This window comes from Pseudomonas spirodelae (assembly GCF_034653255.1).
GTDB lineage: Bacteria > Pseudomonadota > Gammaproteobacteria > Pseudomonadales > Pseudomonadaceae > Aquipseudomonas > Aquipseudomonas spirodelae.
On record NZ_JAYEET010000055.1, the window covers coordinates 1 to 12,579 of the forward strand.

Annotated in this window: 14 protein-coding genes and 1 pseudogene; 8 read left to right on the forward strand and 7 right to left on the reverse strand. The window is 60.7% G+C overall.

The features are described from left to right. Positions 1 to 212 precede the first annotated feature (212 nt). Together SOP97_RS18010 and SOP97_RS18015 are read right to left on the reverse strand one after the other, a co-directional pair. The gene (locus tag SOP97_RS18010) at positions 213 to 629 is read right to left on the reverse strand and encodes a type I restriction-modification system subunit M N-terminal domain-containing protein (RefSeq protein ID WP_322950374.1); all 417 of its coding nucleotides are present in this window, start codon (positions 627 to 629) and stop codon (positions 213 to 215) included. 127 nt (positions 630 to 756) lie between these two features. Beyond that, positions 757 to 981: pseudogene (locus SOP97_RS18015) on the reverse strand (hypothetical protein); the annotation flags it as partial. Positions 982 to 1,489: 508 nt separating this feature from the next. On the opposite strand from SOP97_RS18015, the gene SOP97_RS18020 reads away from it, so the two are divergent. Both SOP97_RS18020 and SOP97_RS18025 read left to right on the forward strand, forming a co-directional pair. Next, complete coding sequence (locus SOP97_RS18020) at positions 1,490 to 2,374, forward strand: sugar nucleotide-binding protein (protein ID WP_322950375.1); 885 nt, start codon at positions 1,490 to 1,492, stop codon at positions 2,372 to 2,374. Next, positions 2,367 to 3,302 carry an NAD-dependent epimerase/dehydratase family protein gene (locus SOP97_RS18025; protein ID WP_322950376.1) on the forward strand — a complete coding sequence of 312 codons (936 nt, stop codon included), beginning with the start codon at positions 2,367 to 2,369 and terminating at the stop codon, positions 3,300 to 3,302. Before SOP97_RS18020 ends, SOP97_RS18025 begins: the two co-directional genes overlap by 8 nt. Positions 3,303 to 3,359: 57 nt before the next feature. Here SOP97_RS18025 and SOP97_RS18030 read toward each other — a convergent pair whose 3' ends face one another. After that, complete coding sequence (locus tag SOP97_RS18030; protein ID WP_322950377.1) at positions 3,360 to 4,031, reverse strand: OmpW/AlkL family protein; 672 nt, start codon at positions 4,029 to 4,031, stop codon at positions 3,360 to 3,362. 243 nt (positions 4,032 to 4,274) lie between these two features. On the opposite strand from SOP97_RS18030, the gene SOP97_RS18035 reads away from it, so the two are divergent. The 6 genes from SOP97_RS18035 to SOP97_RS18060 are packed head-to-tail and all read left to right on the forward strand — an operon-like array spanning position 4,275 to position 9,147. After that, positions 4,275 to 5,045 (forward strand): DUF3450 domain-containing protein, encoded by a 771-nt coding sequence (locus tag SOP97_RS18035; protein ID WP_322950378.1) that lies wholly within the window; start codon positions 4,275 to 4,277, stop codon positions 5,043 to 5,045. Beyond that, entirely contained in the window at positions 5,042 to 6,388 is a 1,347-nt protein-coding gene (locus SOP97_RS18040) for a MotA/TolQ/ExbB proton channel family protein (protein WP_322950379.1), read from the forward strand. The genes SOP97_RS18035 and SOP97_RS18040 overlap by 4 nt, the downstream gene beginning before the upstream one ends. After that, entirely contained in the window at positions 6,381 to 6,929 is a 549-nt protein-coding gene (locus SOP97_RS18045; protein ID WP_274087722.1) for a MotA/TolQ/ExbB proton channel family protein, read from the forward strand. Before SOP97_RS18040 ends, SOP97_RS18045 begins: the two co-directional genes overlap by 8 nt. 10 nt (positions 6,930 to 6,939) lie before the next feature. Then, positions 6,940 to 7,350 (forward strand): ExbD/TolR family protein, encoded by a 411-nt coding sequence (locus SOP97_RS18050; protein ID WP_274087723.1) that lies wholly within the window; start codon positions 6,940 to 6,942, stop codon positions 7,348 to 7,350. Beyond that, complete coding sequence (locus SOP97_RS18055) at positions 7,350 to 8,048, forward strand: energy transducer TonB (protein ID WP_322950380.1); 699 nt, start codon at positions 7,350 to 7,352, stop codon at positions 8,046 to 8,048. The genes SOP97_RS18050 and SOP97_RS18055 overlap by 1 nt, the downstream gene beginning before the upstream one ends. 1 nt (position 8,049) lies before the next feature. Beyond that, on the forward strand, positions 8,050 to 9,147 hold the full coding sequence (locus SOP97_RS18060) for a tetratricopeptide repeat protein (RefSeq protein WP_322950381.1): 1,098 nt from the start codon (positions 8,050 to 8,052) through the stop codon (positions 9,145 to 9,147). A gap of 172 nt (positions 9,148 to 9,319) precedes the next feature. Here SOP97_RS18060 and SOP97_RS18065 read toward each other — a convergent pair whose 3' ends face one another. The 4 genes from SOP97_RS18065 to SOP97_RS18080 all read right to left on the reverse strand — a co-directional run bounded on the left by SOP97_RS18065 (position 9,320) and on the right by SOP97_RS18080 (position 12,521). After that, positions 9,320 to 9,841, reverse strand: a complete 522-nt coding sequence (locus SOP97_RS18065) for a DUF3299 domain-containing protein (RefSeq protein WP_322950382.1) — start codon at positions 9,839 to 9,841, stop codon at positions 9,320 to 9,322. Between the two features lie 11 nt (positions 9,842 to 9,852). Then, entirely contained in the window at positions 9,853 to 11,118 is a 1,266-nt protein-coding gene (locus tag SOP97_RS18070) for an ABC transporter permease (RefSeq protein ID WP_322950383.1), read from the reverse strand. A 2-nt stretch (positions 11,119 to 11,120) separates the two neighbouring features. After that, positions 11,121 to 11,831: an ABC transporter ATP-binding protein gene (locus tag SOP97_RS18075; RefSeq protein ID WP_322950384.1), complete on the reverse strand. Its 711-nt coding sequence runs from the start codon at positions 11,829 to 11,831 to the stop codon at positions 11,121 to 11,123. A 123-nt stretch (positions 11,832 to 11,954) separates the two neighbouring features. After that, positions 11,955 to 12,521, reverse strand: a complete 567-nt coding sequence (locus SOP97_RS18080; protein WP_322950385.1) for a DUF2796 domain-containing protein — start codon at positions 12,519 to 12,521, stop codon at positions 11,955 to 11,957. Positions 12,522 to 12,579: the final 58 nt, after the last annotated feature.

Consider the following 12,579-nt stretch of genomic DNA (forward strand, 5'->3'; position numbering starts at 1 on the left):
TGACCCACTTGCGAATCGTGTTGCGCGCCAACCCGGTGCGCTTGGCTATCTCATGCAGCGACAGCTTGTCGCGGAAATACATCCGGCGAATTTTGCCCATCATTTCCATACTGATCACCCTGTGTTCTCCTGCTCAAAAATTGAGCAGAAGCAGTTGAACACCTGGGTCAGTTTTCAGTCGGCAGAACAGCCTCTACTGGGTCAGTTTTCGGTCAGCGGCAACAGTCGAAATCTGCAAACAGGCCTTTGATGTCCTGCTCGGAGGGGTAGCCGTTGGCGGAGTTTTCGATGGCGGCAAAGATGGCGGCCAGATCGGTGTTCAGGCTTTCGTTGCTGTTGGCGCTGGCAGCCACCTTGGCAAACAGTTGGCTGGGGTAGATGAAGTAGCCCTTGGTTTTGATGGCATCGTCTTTGATGTCTGCGGTGATGACGCTGTCGGGCAGTTCGGCATAGTTGACGCTGTCGTCACCGGCTTCGATGTAGTTGGCGAAGTTTTCGCTGATGAAGCGGTAGAACAGCGTGCCGAGCACATACTGCTTGAAGTCCCAGCCATCGACGGCACCTCGGACATCGTTGGCGATAGCCCAGATCTGTCGTTGCAGGGCGGCGCGTTGTTGGATGCTGGTCATGTTGTTGTACCTATTTATATTCGGTTTACTTGTTCTCCTGCTCAAAAATGAGCAAGGACAACACAGGGGGGCAGTTTTCAGTCGGCAGAACAGCCTATGCGGGGTCTGTTTTCATTCAGCGGCAACAGTCCTTGGCCTCAGTAACGGCAATGGGCAGGTTGGCATGGTGGTAAGAAATGAAGTCGACGCGACGGTGTTCGCCTCGGCTGTGCAGCGTGCCATGGACGATGATGCGGCACTTTGTAACGCTTACTTCGCGCACGTGTTTCCGGATATCCAAGCCAGGCTGCGGAATGGCTGGCACGATGGATTTTGTGTAGATATCCCGCTCGGTAAACGACTTCTTGTACATGTGCATCCATTCTCACTAACGAGCTGCCTAGCACCAGAGGGGCTTTAGTTGGAATGATCGCCAGTGCTTGGCTAACAAGCAAGAGTTTGCGGGCTTCAGCGAAACTAAGGTGATCCCGGCGTCCTCCTGCATTGGAGTCGCACGCCGTTTTCTATTCCAAATCCGGAACACCGCTTACGCATTTATGGGGGGGCGCGTAAGCGACCGGCGACCGGCGATGGGAGCGTGGGGTAGACTATATGGCGGGCACACAAATGTTGTCTGATGTCGGCTAATCGCTCAGCATGCTTATCTGGGTCCGAGTCGCGCCACTGCACTCCATTGGAGATGTAAAGTTTTTCAGTGAAATATGGTAAATTCTTTACGGTTTTCTTTACATGTATTTTTTTTAATCGGTGTCTGCGCATGAAAGCTATTGATTTTACTGGTTACTCACTTGCTCACTCGCTTGTAAGGATGCCTCTTTGGTATCCACAACCGTTCTGATTAGCTGAGTCAGCGCTCAATTATGCGTATGCGGCTGATGCTGCTAGGTGGCGGTAATGCGCTGGGGCAGGCGTTAATCCGTCTCGGCGCCGAAGAAGACATTAGTTTTCTCGCGCCCAAACCGCCTGAGTCAGGCTGGGATCCTGCCAGCCTGACTCAGTTGCTGGACGACACCCGGCCCGATGCCCTGATCAACCTTGCCTACTACTTCGACTGGTTCCAGGCCGAAGCCGTCAGCGAGGCGCAGTTTTCTGCCCAAGAGCGCTCCGTCGAGCGCCTTGCCGAGCTGTGTCAGCACCACCAGATCCGCTTGCTGCAACCGTCCAGTTACCGCGTTTTCGATGGTGTACGCGCGACTGCCTACAGCGAGAAGGAGGAGCCGCAGCCGCTTGGTGTGCGTGGGCAGGCGCTGTGGCGTTTCGAGCAGCACGTGCGCGCCATCTGTCCGCGCCATGTGTTGTTGCGTTTTGGCTGGCTGCTGGACGACAGCGCCAATGGTTTGCTGGGGCGCTTCTTGGTTCGTGCTGCCGAGGATTCGCCGCTGTTGTTGGCGGATGACCGGCGGGGCAATCCGACGCCGGTTGATGATGCCGCTCGCGTGATTATTGCCGTGCTCAAACAGTTGGATTGCCAAACGCCCTTGTGGGGGACTTACCACTACGGCGGGCATGAGGCGACGACATCGCTGGCGCTCGGGCAGGCGGTGCTCAGCGAGGCGCGTAACTTCCGTAGCAATCTCATCGAAGAGCTGAGCCCCCAGGCCCATAGCGCGCGTGTGGATGCGGCTGAAGAACCGCAACATGCGGTGCTGTCCTGCAAGAAAATCCTGCACACATTCGGTATTAAACCGCGCGCCTGGCGCTCGGGCTTGCCGAGCCTACTGGATCGTTATTATCGCCATGTCTGACTCTCGACCTATTTTGATTACAGGCGGGGCCGGCTTTATCGGTTCACACCTGGTTGATGCCTTGTTGGCGCAAGGACGCTGCGTGCGCGTGCTGGATAATCTGTCGATGGGCAGGCTGGCCAACCTGGCGCTGGATAATCCCCGGCTGCAGTTTATCCAGGGCGATGTAGCCGATGCGGCTACCGTGGCTCAGGCGGTGGCGGGTTGCGCGGCGGTGGCGCACTTAGCGGCAGTGGCTTCAGTGCAAGCCTCAGTGGACGACCCGGTGAGCACGCACCAGAGCAATTTTGTCGGCACCCTGAATGTCTGCGAGGCGATGCGCTTACATGGTGTTAAGCGCGTGTTGTTCGCCTCCAGTGCGGCGGTCTATGGCAATAATGGTGAAGGCCAGGCAATTGATGAAAATACGGCCAAGGCCCCGCTGACCCCCTATGCGGCGGATAAGTTAGCCAGTGAGCATTACTTGGATTTCTATCGTCGCCAGCACGGCTTTGAGCCGGCGATCTTTCGCTTCTTCAATATATTCGGGCCGCGCCAGGATCCGTCTTCGCCGTATTCTGGCGTTATCAGCATTTTCACTCAGCGTGCCCAGCAGGGATTGCCGATTAGTGTGTTTGGTGACGGCGAGCAGACCCGTGATTTCTTCTTTGTCGCCGATCTGGTGATGCTGCTGCTGCAGGCGCTGAATGCGCCGCAGGTGGTGGAGGGCGCGGTGAATGTCGGCTGGAACCAGGCGGTTAGCTTGAACCAGTTACTGGCCGAAATTGGTGAGCTGTGCGGTGGCTTGCCGGCCGTCAGTTATCAGGCATCGCGTGCGGGCGATATTCGCCATTCGCGGGCCGATAATCAGCGCCTGCAGGCGCATTATCAACTGCCGTCAGCGACTTCCATGCGCGAGGGTTTGCGTCGATTGCTGGCGCAGCCTTAACGCCTCGCTAAACGAAAAAACCGGCCATCAAGGCCGGTTTTTTTATGGTGCTCAGGCTTAGAACTTATAGCCCAGGCCGACCATATAGACGAGTGGATCTACATCTACGTCGACCTTGACCTTGGTGGTGCCAAGGTGAGTGGTGCCAGTAGTTTCGATATCGATATAGCGCACTTGGGCGTTAAACATGATGTTGTCGGTCAGCATATAGTCCATACCCACTTGTGCTGCCAGCCCCCAGGAATCTTTCATATCCAAGCCGTTGAAGCCGTTGTTTTTGGCTTGGCTGCTTAGTTCGGTATCAAAGAACCATGTGTAGTTGATGCCGGCACCGACATAGGGTTGGAATGCCGAGCTCTTGTCCAGAGGGTAATAAACAACACTCAGGGTCGGCGGCAGGTGCTTGAGCTGACCCAGCTTGCCGTCAATTGGCGCACCAAAGCCTTTCACGCCTACGTTGTGACTGAATGGAGTCGCAGCGAGCAATTCAATGCCGATATTGTCGGTTGTCATGTATAGAAAATTGAGGCCCAGCTGAGTGTCGCTGTCGAGAGTCGCTTTGGTGCCCGCAACATCTACGCCTGCCAGTGAAACATTGCTGCTGCTTTCCTGCGGATCAACGGTAATCGCGCCGGCACGCACGATGATATCGCCAGCCTGGTGCGCATGCGCCAGTGGGGCGGCAATAGCCAGGGCCAGCAGTGAGGCGGTAAAGAGTGAAGTGCGCATGGTGTGCTCCCATAAAGCGTCGGTTCGTATTCGCTGGGTGTGATTTTAAGGCGCGAGAAAAAGCGGCTGTTGATCCAGCTCAATAAAGTACTTAGCTACCTAAATTTTCTGACTGATATTCAGATGCGTCGCTTACGCTTCGTAGGCGAACGCACGATTGGTCTCCGCGCGGCTTGCCTGGAGATGGAGATGCAGTTGATAATGCTTCTCTTTATGTTAAGTCTCTTCACAAGGAATGCCTTCATGATCCCTCTGCCGAAGCGCCTGCTGGCAGCCGCTCTGGTTCTGGCCAGTGCGCCACTTGCGGCGACACCTCTGGATGCCGCCTTGGATGAAAGCCAGCAGTTAGCTGTCGACGCCAAGGCCTCGCAGGCGCGAGTTGAGCAGCTTGATGACGCCAGTCGGGAAATGCTGACCGAGTACCGCAATGCCTTGCAGCAGGCTGAAGCCCTGCAAGGCTATAACGCTCAACTGCGTGAGTTAGTGGCGGCGCAGCGTAAAGAATTGGCGGGTTATCAGCAGCAGTTGGATGGCATTGAGCGCACTCAGGAGGCGGTAACGCCGCAGATGCGCCGTATGGTCGAGGTGCTGGAGGAGTTTATCGCCGCCGATCTGCCGTTCTTGCCGGACGAGCGCAGTGATCGCTTGGCGCAGTTACAAGACCTGTTGCCGCGGGCGGATGTCAGCTTGGCCGAGAAATACCGCCGTATTCTTGAGGCCTACCAAGTGGAAAGCGATTACGGTCGCACCCTCGAAGCCTGGCGCGGTGAGCTGCCAAGCGATGGCACCTCGCGCAGCGTTGAGTTCCTTCGCCTGGGCCGGGTGATGCTGTATTTCCAAACCCTTGATGGCCATGAAAGTGGCTGGTGGAACCCACAAACGCGCAGCTGGCAGATCCTCGACGGCAGCGCTCGTCGTCCATTGCGCCAGGCCATAGCGATTGCCCGCCAGGAGCAGGCGCCTGCCTTGCTTGACCTGCCCGTGAAGACCCTGGCGCTGGAGGTCAAGCCATGAATCGTCGTGTTCTCGCTTTCACTTTGGCTCTTTTGCCCGCCCTGGCAGGTGCGGCCGAGCCGTTGGGCCCTGACCAATTGTTGCAGCGCATCCGCAGTGAGCGTGCCGCTGAAGTCAGTGCCATGCACAGCCGCGAACAGGCGTTTATTGCTGAGCGCAGCGAGCGTGCCCAGTTGCTGGCCAGCGCGCGCCGTGCCCTGGCCACACAGAAAGCCGAAGCCGAACAGCTGAAAGCCGAGTTTGACCGCCAGGAGAGCCAGTTGGCCGAGCAGGAAAAACTGCTGACTCAGCGCGTCGGTCATCTTGGCGAGCTATTTGGCGTGGTGCGTCAGAGTGCTGGTGATGTCGCCGGCCAGTGGCAGGACAGCCTGCTCAATGCCCAATACCCCGAGCGGCTGGCGCGTCTCAAGACACTGGCGGAGAGCCGCACGCTGCCGTCTGCCGCTGACCTCGATGGCTACTGGATGCTGTTGCTCGAAGACCTGGCCGCCAGTGGCCGTGTAGAGCAGCTGCAGCTACCTGTGGTGGCCGCCGACGGCACGCGCACGCCACAAAACGTGCTGCGTGTGGGGGCGTTCTCGGCCTATGGCGACGATGCCTTCCTGCGTTATGACGCTGACGCCGCTGAGCTGTTGGCGCCGCCGCGTCAGCCGTCCGGGCTTGGCCAGGTTGAGGATTATCTTGGCAGTGGCGATGCAGTGGCCAGCCTGCCGATCGACCCGAGCCGTGGCACCTTGCTGGCGCAGCTGCAGCGTCAGCCGGGGCTGTGGGATCGCGTACAGCAAGGTGGCCTGGTCGGCGGGGTGATTCTCGCCCTGGGTCTGTTTGGTCTGTTGCTGGCGATCTGGCGCATGGTTTATCTGACCCGTGTGGGCCGTGGCGTCAACGCGCAGATGCATGACCTCAGCGCGCCGCGGGCGGATAACCCACTGGGGCGGATTATCGGCGTGCTGGGGCCTAAGCCGCAGTTATCGGATCTGGAAACCCTGGAGCTGAAACTCGACGAGGCGATCCTGCAGGAAACCCCGCCGCTGGAAAAAGGCCAGGGCCTGCTCAAACTGCTGAGCGCCGTGGCACCGCTGCTCGGCCTGCTCGGAACCGTGACCGGGATGATCGTCACCTTCCAGGCCATCACCCAAGGCGGTGGCGGTGATTCGCGACTGATGGCCGATGGTATCTCGCAAGCGCTGGTGACCACGGTGTTGGGCCTGGTGGTGGCGATTCCGCTGCTGTTCCTGCACACCCTGCTGGCCAGCCGCAGCAAGGGCCTGATTCAGCTGCTGGAGCAGCAAAGCGCCGGGCTGATTGCCCTGCACCTGTCCGGGGCGCCGCGTCGTGACTGATTGGCTGGCGCTGTGGTTGCGCCTGGTGGATAGCGGCCACGCCTTGCTCGATTTCATGAGCGCCGGCGGCGTGGTGATGTGGGCGTTGGCCGGGCTGTGCGTGGTGTTCTGGACCCTGGTGTTTGAGCGCTTCTGGTACATGCGCCGGGTGTTTCCGGAGTGGGTGCGTGAACGCCGCCAAGCCTGGCAGCAGGTGATCGGTGATGACACCGGTAACTGGCAGCGCGCAGTGCGCAGTGCCTGGCTGGCGCAGGCGCAGCAGCATTTGCTCGGGCCACTGCGCCTGAGCAAGACCCTGGTGGCGATGTATCCGCTGCTGGGCTTGCTTGGTACGGTCAGCGGCATGGTCGCGGTGTTCGACGTGCTGGCCATCAATGGTACCGGCAACCCGCGCGGCATGGCGGCGGGCGTCTGGCAGGCGACCCTGCCGACCATGGCCGGCATGGTGCTGGCGATTACTGGATTGTTCAGCTTGGCGCGTCTCGAACGTGATGCGCGCCGGGCTTTAGAGCGGCTGGCTGACCAGCTGCGACACGACTGAGATTCAACACATGAGAATGCGCCGTCACCACCAGCAAGACGAAGACACTGGCATCGACCTGACGCCGATGCTCGACGTGGTTTTCATCATGCTGATCTTCTTTATCGTCACCAGCTCCTTTATCAAAGAGGCCGGCGTCGAAGTGCAGCGCCCGCAGGCGCAAACCGCCAGCCCACAGGACAAAGGCAATATCCTCATCGCTATCACCGCCGACGGGCAGGTGTGGATGGACAAAAAAGTGGTCGATGTACGCAGCGTGCGCGCCCATGTTGAGCGTATGCGCGTCGATCAGCCGGATGGCGCCGTGGTGGTGCAGGCCGATCAAGATGCACGTACCGGCCTGGTGGTGCAGGTGATGGACCAGGCGCGCCTGGCGGGCGTGCAGGATGTTGCCTTGGCCGCTACGGCGGGAGCGCGTTGATGCGTTTGCCACTGTCCTTTGCCGCCGCCTGTGTGATGGCGTTGGCGCTGTTCGGCCTGATGCTTTACATGGTCGCGCCGCCGGCGAGTAAGCCGAGTGACGAGCCGCTGACGGTGGCCAATTTTGTGCGTTTGGACGGTAAGGCGAGCGATGCAGCGACGCGCACCCGGCAACAGGCGCCGCAGCCCCCGCAAGCACAACCGCCGCAGCCGCCAACCCCCCCGGCGCCGATGACGGCCACCCCGAGTGCCAACCTGCCTGCCCTGGATTTGCCGGTGCCGAGCCTGAGCGCGGGGATTGCTGTGAACAGCGCGCCTACGCCGAGTTTGACTGGCCTGGCAGCAGGCGCGGCAGCGCCAAGCGTGGCGACACCCGGCGCGCCAGCCCCCAGCGATGCGGGCGGGCAGCCGGGCGGCCCGGAAAGTGAAGTCATGCCGCTTAACGACGTCAGCCCGAATTACCCGCGCTATGCCTTGCAGCGCGGCATCGAAGGCCACGTGAAACTGGCATTCACCATTAACCGTGCAGGCGCAGTGGAGAACCTGCGTGTTCTCGAAGCCAGTCCGCAGAATGTGTTCGAGCGTGAAGCGCGCCGCGCCGCGCTGCGCTGGCGTTTTGCGCCGCGCACCGAGGGTGGCCTAGCGGTGCCGCGCGAAGCGGTGAAAACCCTTTACTTCCGACTGGAAGGAGGTCGCTGATATGTATCGCTTACTGTTGCTGATCGCGCTGTGTGGTGCGGGTGTCGCGCAGGCGGCCGGGCAGAGCGTCGACCCAAGTGTGTTTCGCGCCCTGGATACGGCGCAGATGGCGCAGAAGAAAGGCGACTACGCCGCCGCGCGACGTGCTCTGGAGGCTGCCAGTGGTCAGGCGGGTAGTTTGGAGGAAGCACTGCTGTGGCGCAGTCGGGGTTACCTGGCTTGGGCCGAAGGCAATAATGCCCAGGCCATCGAGCTGCTCGATAAAGTGCTGAAAAGCGCCAAACTGGACACCGAGCTACAGGCCGCTGAAGTGCTCAATCTGGCCCGCCTCAATCTTGCGGAGCGGCGCTATGCCCAGGTTGTAAGCTTGCTTGCGCCAGGGCAGGCGAAGGCTGATGAAGAGGTGCTGCAGATGCTGGTGCAGGCCTATCAGGGGCTCGGCCAGCCGACTAAGGCGCTGCCCCTGGCCGAGCGTTACGTGCAGGCCAATCCGCAGGCGGCCGACAGCTGGTTGCAGTTTCTCGTGGCGATCAATGCCGACGTCAAACGTTACCCAGCCGCCGAGCGTTGGCAGCGTCAACTGCTGGCGCGCCAGCCGAATAATGCCCAGGGCTGGCGTCAGTTGGCGGCGTTGCAGCAGCTCAGCGGCAATCACGCTAAGTCCCTGGCGACCTTGCGCGCGGCCTACCAGAAGGGGCTGCGCTTCAATGAAAGTGAGTTGGATAACCTGGTGTTGCTGGCCGGCGCCGCCGAGCAACCCTGGCAAGGTGCCACGCTGCTGGCCGGCATGCTCGATCAAGGCTTACTGCCGCTTACCGCCGCCCGCGAAGAACGCCTGGCGCTGCTCTGGTGGCAGGCGCGCGAGCGCAGTCAGGCTGCGCAGATTTTTCGTGAGCTCGCCGAGCGTTCGGGCAGTGCCAAACACTGGATGAATCTGGCCCAGTTGGAGATGGAACAGGCACGCTGGCAGGCGGGGCTGGATGCCCTGGCCAAGGCCGAGCGAGCTGGCGCCGAGCGCAGCAAAGTGCGCAGCTGGCGGAACTGGGCGGAAAGTGAGTTGAGCTTCGAGCGGGAAAAGCGTGTGGCCAGCGCCGGCTAATCGACTGCCGGTTGTAGCAGCTAATAAAAAAGCCAGACCTAGGTCTGGCTTTTTTCTGGCTGGTCGCCGCGTAGAGCCTGGGTGCGTAGTGTGGGTTACGCGTCGCGCCATGATCGTGTTCGGTTGATCGGTCGGCGCACTGCGTAGCTAACCCACCCTTCGGGTCAGGCGCTTAGCTGTCCGGCAGCTCGTAGGCGTAAATCTTCTGGGCCTGCATCTGATAGCCCGCTTCGGCCAGCTCGCTGCTGGTCTGCTCGACTTTTAGCGGGCCTTCAATCCAGAACGGCTGGTACAGCGCATCGAGCAGCACGCCCAACTCACTGGTGACGTGAACGATCTGATTCGACGGCGGTGGCGGCACGTGGATGCACGCGCCGAAGTACGGCACTAAGAGAAACTCGGTTACCCGACCTTCTTCGGTGACATCCAGCGGCACGATATAGCCGGGCAGTTTTACCGCTTGGCCATCCAGCGCCTGCACTACTGGGGCTGCCGGCGATTGCTGCTGGCTGGCGGGGCCGGACTCGGCCAGGGCGTCTGCCAGCTGCGACAGGTCGTGGATCGGTGCCGGCTCAACGATTTGCGGCGGTGCATCGGCGGGGACCATTTCCGACCAGGTCAGCTCGCGCACCTCGGCAGCCGCCAGCGGCAGGGCCAGGGTGAGCAACAGAGTGGCGAGCAGGGAGCGGTGCATGCAAAGAAGCCTCATAAGCGGATCGATAAGCCATCGGCCAGGGATTGGCGGTACGCACGCCAGGCCGGTACACAGCCCATCAACAGGGCGGCGCTCAGGATAGCGCCGAGCAGCGTCCACTCATAGCGGGTTGGCAGATTCAGGGGCAGGTACAGGCCGTAATTCGCCTGCACATAGCCCTGCGCGCCGGCGATACCCAGGTACAGCAACAGCAAACCGAGCAGTACGCCAGCCAGAGCCAGGGCAAAGGCTTCAACAATCAGCAGGCTGGCGATATGCCAGGGCCGCGCTCCAACTGAGCGCAGAATCGCCATTTCCCGGCGGCGTTCGTTAAGGCTGGTCAGAATCGCCGTGAGCATGCCGATCAGCCCGGTCAGCACCACGAACAGTGAGACCACGAACAGCGCTTTCTCGGCGGTGCCCATCAGGCTCCACAGTTCCTGCAGCGCCACACCGGGCAAGATCGCCAGCAGTGGCTCGCCGCGAAACTCGTTGATCTCCCGTTGCAGGCTGAAGGTGGCGATCTTGCTGTTCAGGCCGAGCATAACGGCGGTGATCTGCTTGGGCTGTAGATTCATGGCCCGCGCTTGTTCCGCGCCGACCTTGGCCGCGCCGCGCGCCGGCATGCCGTTTTGCCAGTCGACATGCAGGGCTTCCATACCGGCCAGCGAAATGTGCAGGGTGCGGTCTACTGGCGTGCCGGTGCGGTTGAGTATGCCGACCACCTTGAACGGTTTGTCGTCATGTTTGACCAGGCTGATGGTGGCCACGCCGTGGGCCAGTACCAGCTCCTGATCGAGCTGGTAGTTGAGGGCCTGGGCCACTTCTGCGCCGAGCACCACTTCAAACGGGTCATCGGCAAAGGCGCGGCCGCTGCTCAGTTGCAGCGGCTGGCTACGGGCGTAACGGTAGTGCTCGAAATACGCAGGGCTGGTGCCCATCACCCGGTAGCCGCGGTGTGAGTCGCCGAGGGAGATCGGGATGGCCCACTTGACCTGACGATGGTCGGCGAAGTGCTCGAAGCTCTCCCAGCGGATGTTGTTGGTGGCGTTGCCGATGCGAAACACCGAGTACAGCAGCAGGTTCACGCTGCCCGAGCGTGCGCCGACAATCAGGTCGGTGCCGCTGATGGTATTGGCAAAGCTGGCGCGGGCTTCGGTGCGCACCCGCTCGACCGCGAGCAACAAACACACAGAAAGCGCGATGGCGAATACGGTGAGCAGTGCAGTAAAGCGGCGGTTGCCCAAGCTGGCCAGGGCGAGACGCAGTAGGTACATCGTTAAATCTCCGCCAGACGGGTGGCTTTGTTCAGTTCGGCCAACGACAAGCTGCGGTCGAACAATCGCGCCAGGCTTTGATCGTGACTGACAAACAGCAGGCTGGAACCGGCGGCACGGCACTCGGCGAACAGCAGTTCGAGGAAGGCTTCGCGGGCGTCGGCATCCAGTGCCGAGGTGGGCTCGTCGGCGATCACCAGCTCCGGCTGGCCGATCAGCGCGCGGGCGGCGGCGACGCGTTGTTGCTGGCCGATCGACAGGTCGCCGGCGCGGCGTTGCAGCAGTTCCGACTGGTGCAAACCGAGGTGGGCGAGCAGGGCGCTGGTGGCCTTGGTCACGCTGCCATGGCGCTGTACCGCGCGGCTGGCGCGCAGTTTGGAGAAGTGACAAGGCAGCTCGACGTTCTCGCGCACCGAGAGAAACGGCAGCAGGTTGAACTGCTGGAAGATATAGCCGGTGTGATCGACGCGGAAGCGGTCGCGGGCGCCGGCGGACAGTGTGCTCAAGTCCTGATCGAGCAGTTGGATGCTGCCGCGATTGGGCTTTTGCACACCGCCGAGCAGGCCCAGCAGGGTAGTCTTGCCGCTGCCGCTGGGGCCTTTGAGAAACAGGCTTTCGCCGCGTTGCAGGCTGAACGTCTCGATGTCCAGTAACTCAGGCTGGCCGGGCCATGCAAAGCCGAGGTTAGACAGTTGGATCAGGGCTGAACTCATGGGGGAACTCGTTTGGCGCGTAGGGTGGATCGGGGCGCGTAGCTGACACTCTTTTCATCCATCGCAAAATTGCAAGGGTGGATGGGTGAAGCGTCATCCACCCTACGTTAAATCGGCAAAAAATCAGAAACTCAGAGTCGGCTGCGCGGGGGTTAGTTCTAACCCTTGCTGACCATTTGGGCCGATCAGTTGTACCTGAATTTTCTCGGTGGCGGGGAAGCGCTTGAACAGCTCGGCCAGATCAAGTTGCTTGAGCTGGTCGGGTGCCTGGCAGTCGAGGGTGTAGTGCGCGTCGATGTCACTGTGAGCGCTCTCGTGTTCGTGGGATTCAGCATGTTCAGCAAACAGCGGGCTGTGTAATTCCGTCTGGCTGAGGCTGCAGTCGCCGGCATTCACGCCGAACAGCACTGTTGGCTGTTCCAGCTGGCTACGCGCTGCAGCGACCTTGGCTTTGTCCGCATCCGTCTCGGCGTTATGTTCGAAACCCACCAGGTTCATGGCTGGGCTCTCTAGTTGTAGCTCCAGCACATCTCCATCGAGCACCACGTTGAGTTGCGCGGCGCCGTGCGCGTGGGCATCCAGGCTGCCGTGCTCGGCATGCTGATGCTCATCGTGCTCATGGTTGTGTTCGGAAGCACTGGCGGCAAGCGGCAGTAGGGCAAAAGGCAGGGCAAGTAGCAGGCGGCGCATGGTGGTCTCCGGTTCGAAATAATTACTTGTTACGTTATAACAACTTTATGGGGCGCAT

Coding starts and splice junctions, on each gene's coding strand:
- SOP97_RS18010 (WP_322950374.1), bottom strand. CDS start 629: ATGACCAGCATCCAACAACGCGCCGCCCTGCAACGACAGATCTGGGCT.
- SOP97_RS18020 (WP_322950375.1), top strand. CDS start 1,490: ATGCGTATGCGGCTGATGCTGCTAGGTGGCGGTAATGCGCTGGGGCAG.
- SOP97_RS18025 (WP_322950376.1), top strand. CDS start 2,367: ATGTCTGACTCTCGACCTATTTTGATTACAGGCGGGGCCGGCTTTATC.
- SOP97_RS18030 (WP_322950377.1), bottom strand. CDS start 4,031: ATGCGCACTTCACTCTTTACCGCCTCACTGCTGGCCCTGGCTATTGCC.
- SOP97_RS18035 (WP_322950378.1), top strand. CDS start 4,275: ATGATCCCTCTGCCGAAGCGCCTGCTGGCAGCCGCTCTGGTTCTGGCC.
- SOP97_RS18040 (WP_322950379.1), top strand. CDS start 5,042: ATGAATCGTCGTGTTCTCGCTTTCACTTTGGCTCTTTTGCCCGCCCTG.
- SOP97_RS18050 (WP_274087723.1), top strand. CDS start 6,940: ATGAGAATGCGCCGTCACCACCAGCAAGACGAAGACACTGGCATCGAC.
- SOP97_RS18055 (WP_322950380.1), top strand. CDS start 7,350: ATGCGTTTGCCACTGTCCTTTGCCGCCGCCTGTGTGATGGCGTTGGCG.
- SOP97_RS18060 (WP_322950381.1), top strand. CDS start 8,050: ATGTATCGCTTACTGTTGCTGATCGCGCTGTGTGGTGCGGGTGTCGCG.
- SOP97_RS18065 (WP_322950382.1), bottom strand. CDS start 9,841: ATGCACCGCTCCCTGCTCGCCACTCTGTTGCTCACCCTGGCCCTGCCG.
- SOP97_RS18070 (WP_322950383.1), bottom strand. CDS start 11,118: ATGTACCTACTGCGTCTCGCCCTGGCCAGCTTGGGCAACCGCCGCTTT.
- SOP97_RS18075 (WP_322950384.1), bottom strand. CDS start 11,831: ATGAGTTCAGCCCTGATCCAACTGTCTAACCTCGGCTTTGCATGGCCC.
- SOP97_RS18080 (WP_322950385.1), bottom strand. CDS start 12,521: ATGCGCCGCCTGCTACTTGCCCTGCCTTTTGCCCTACTGCCGCTTGCC.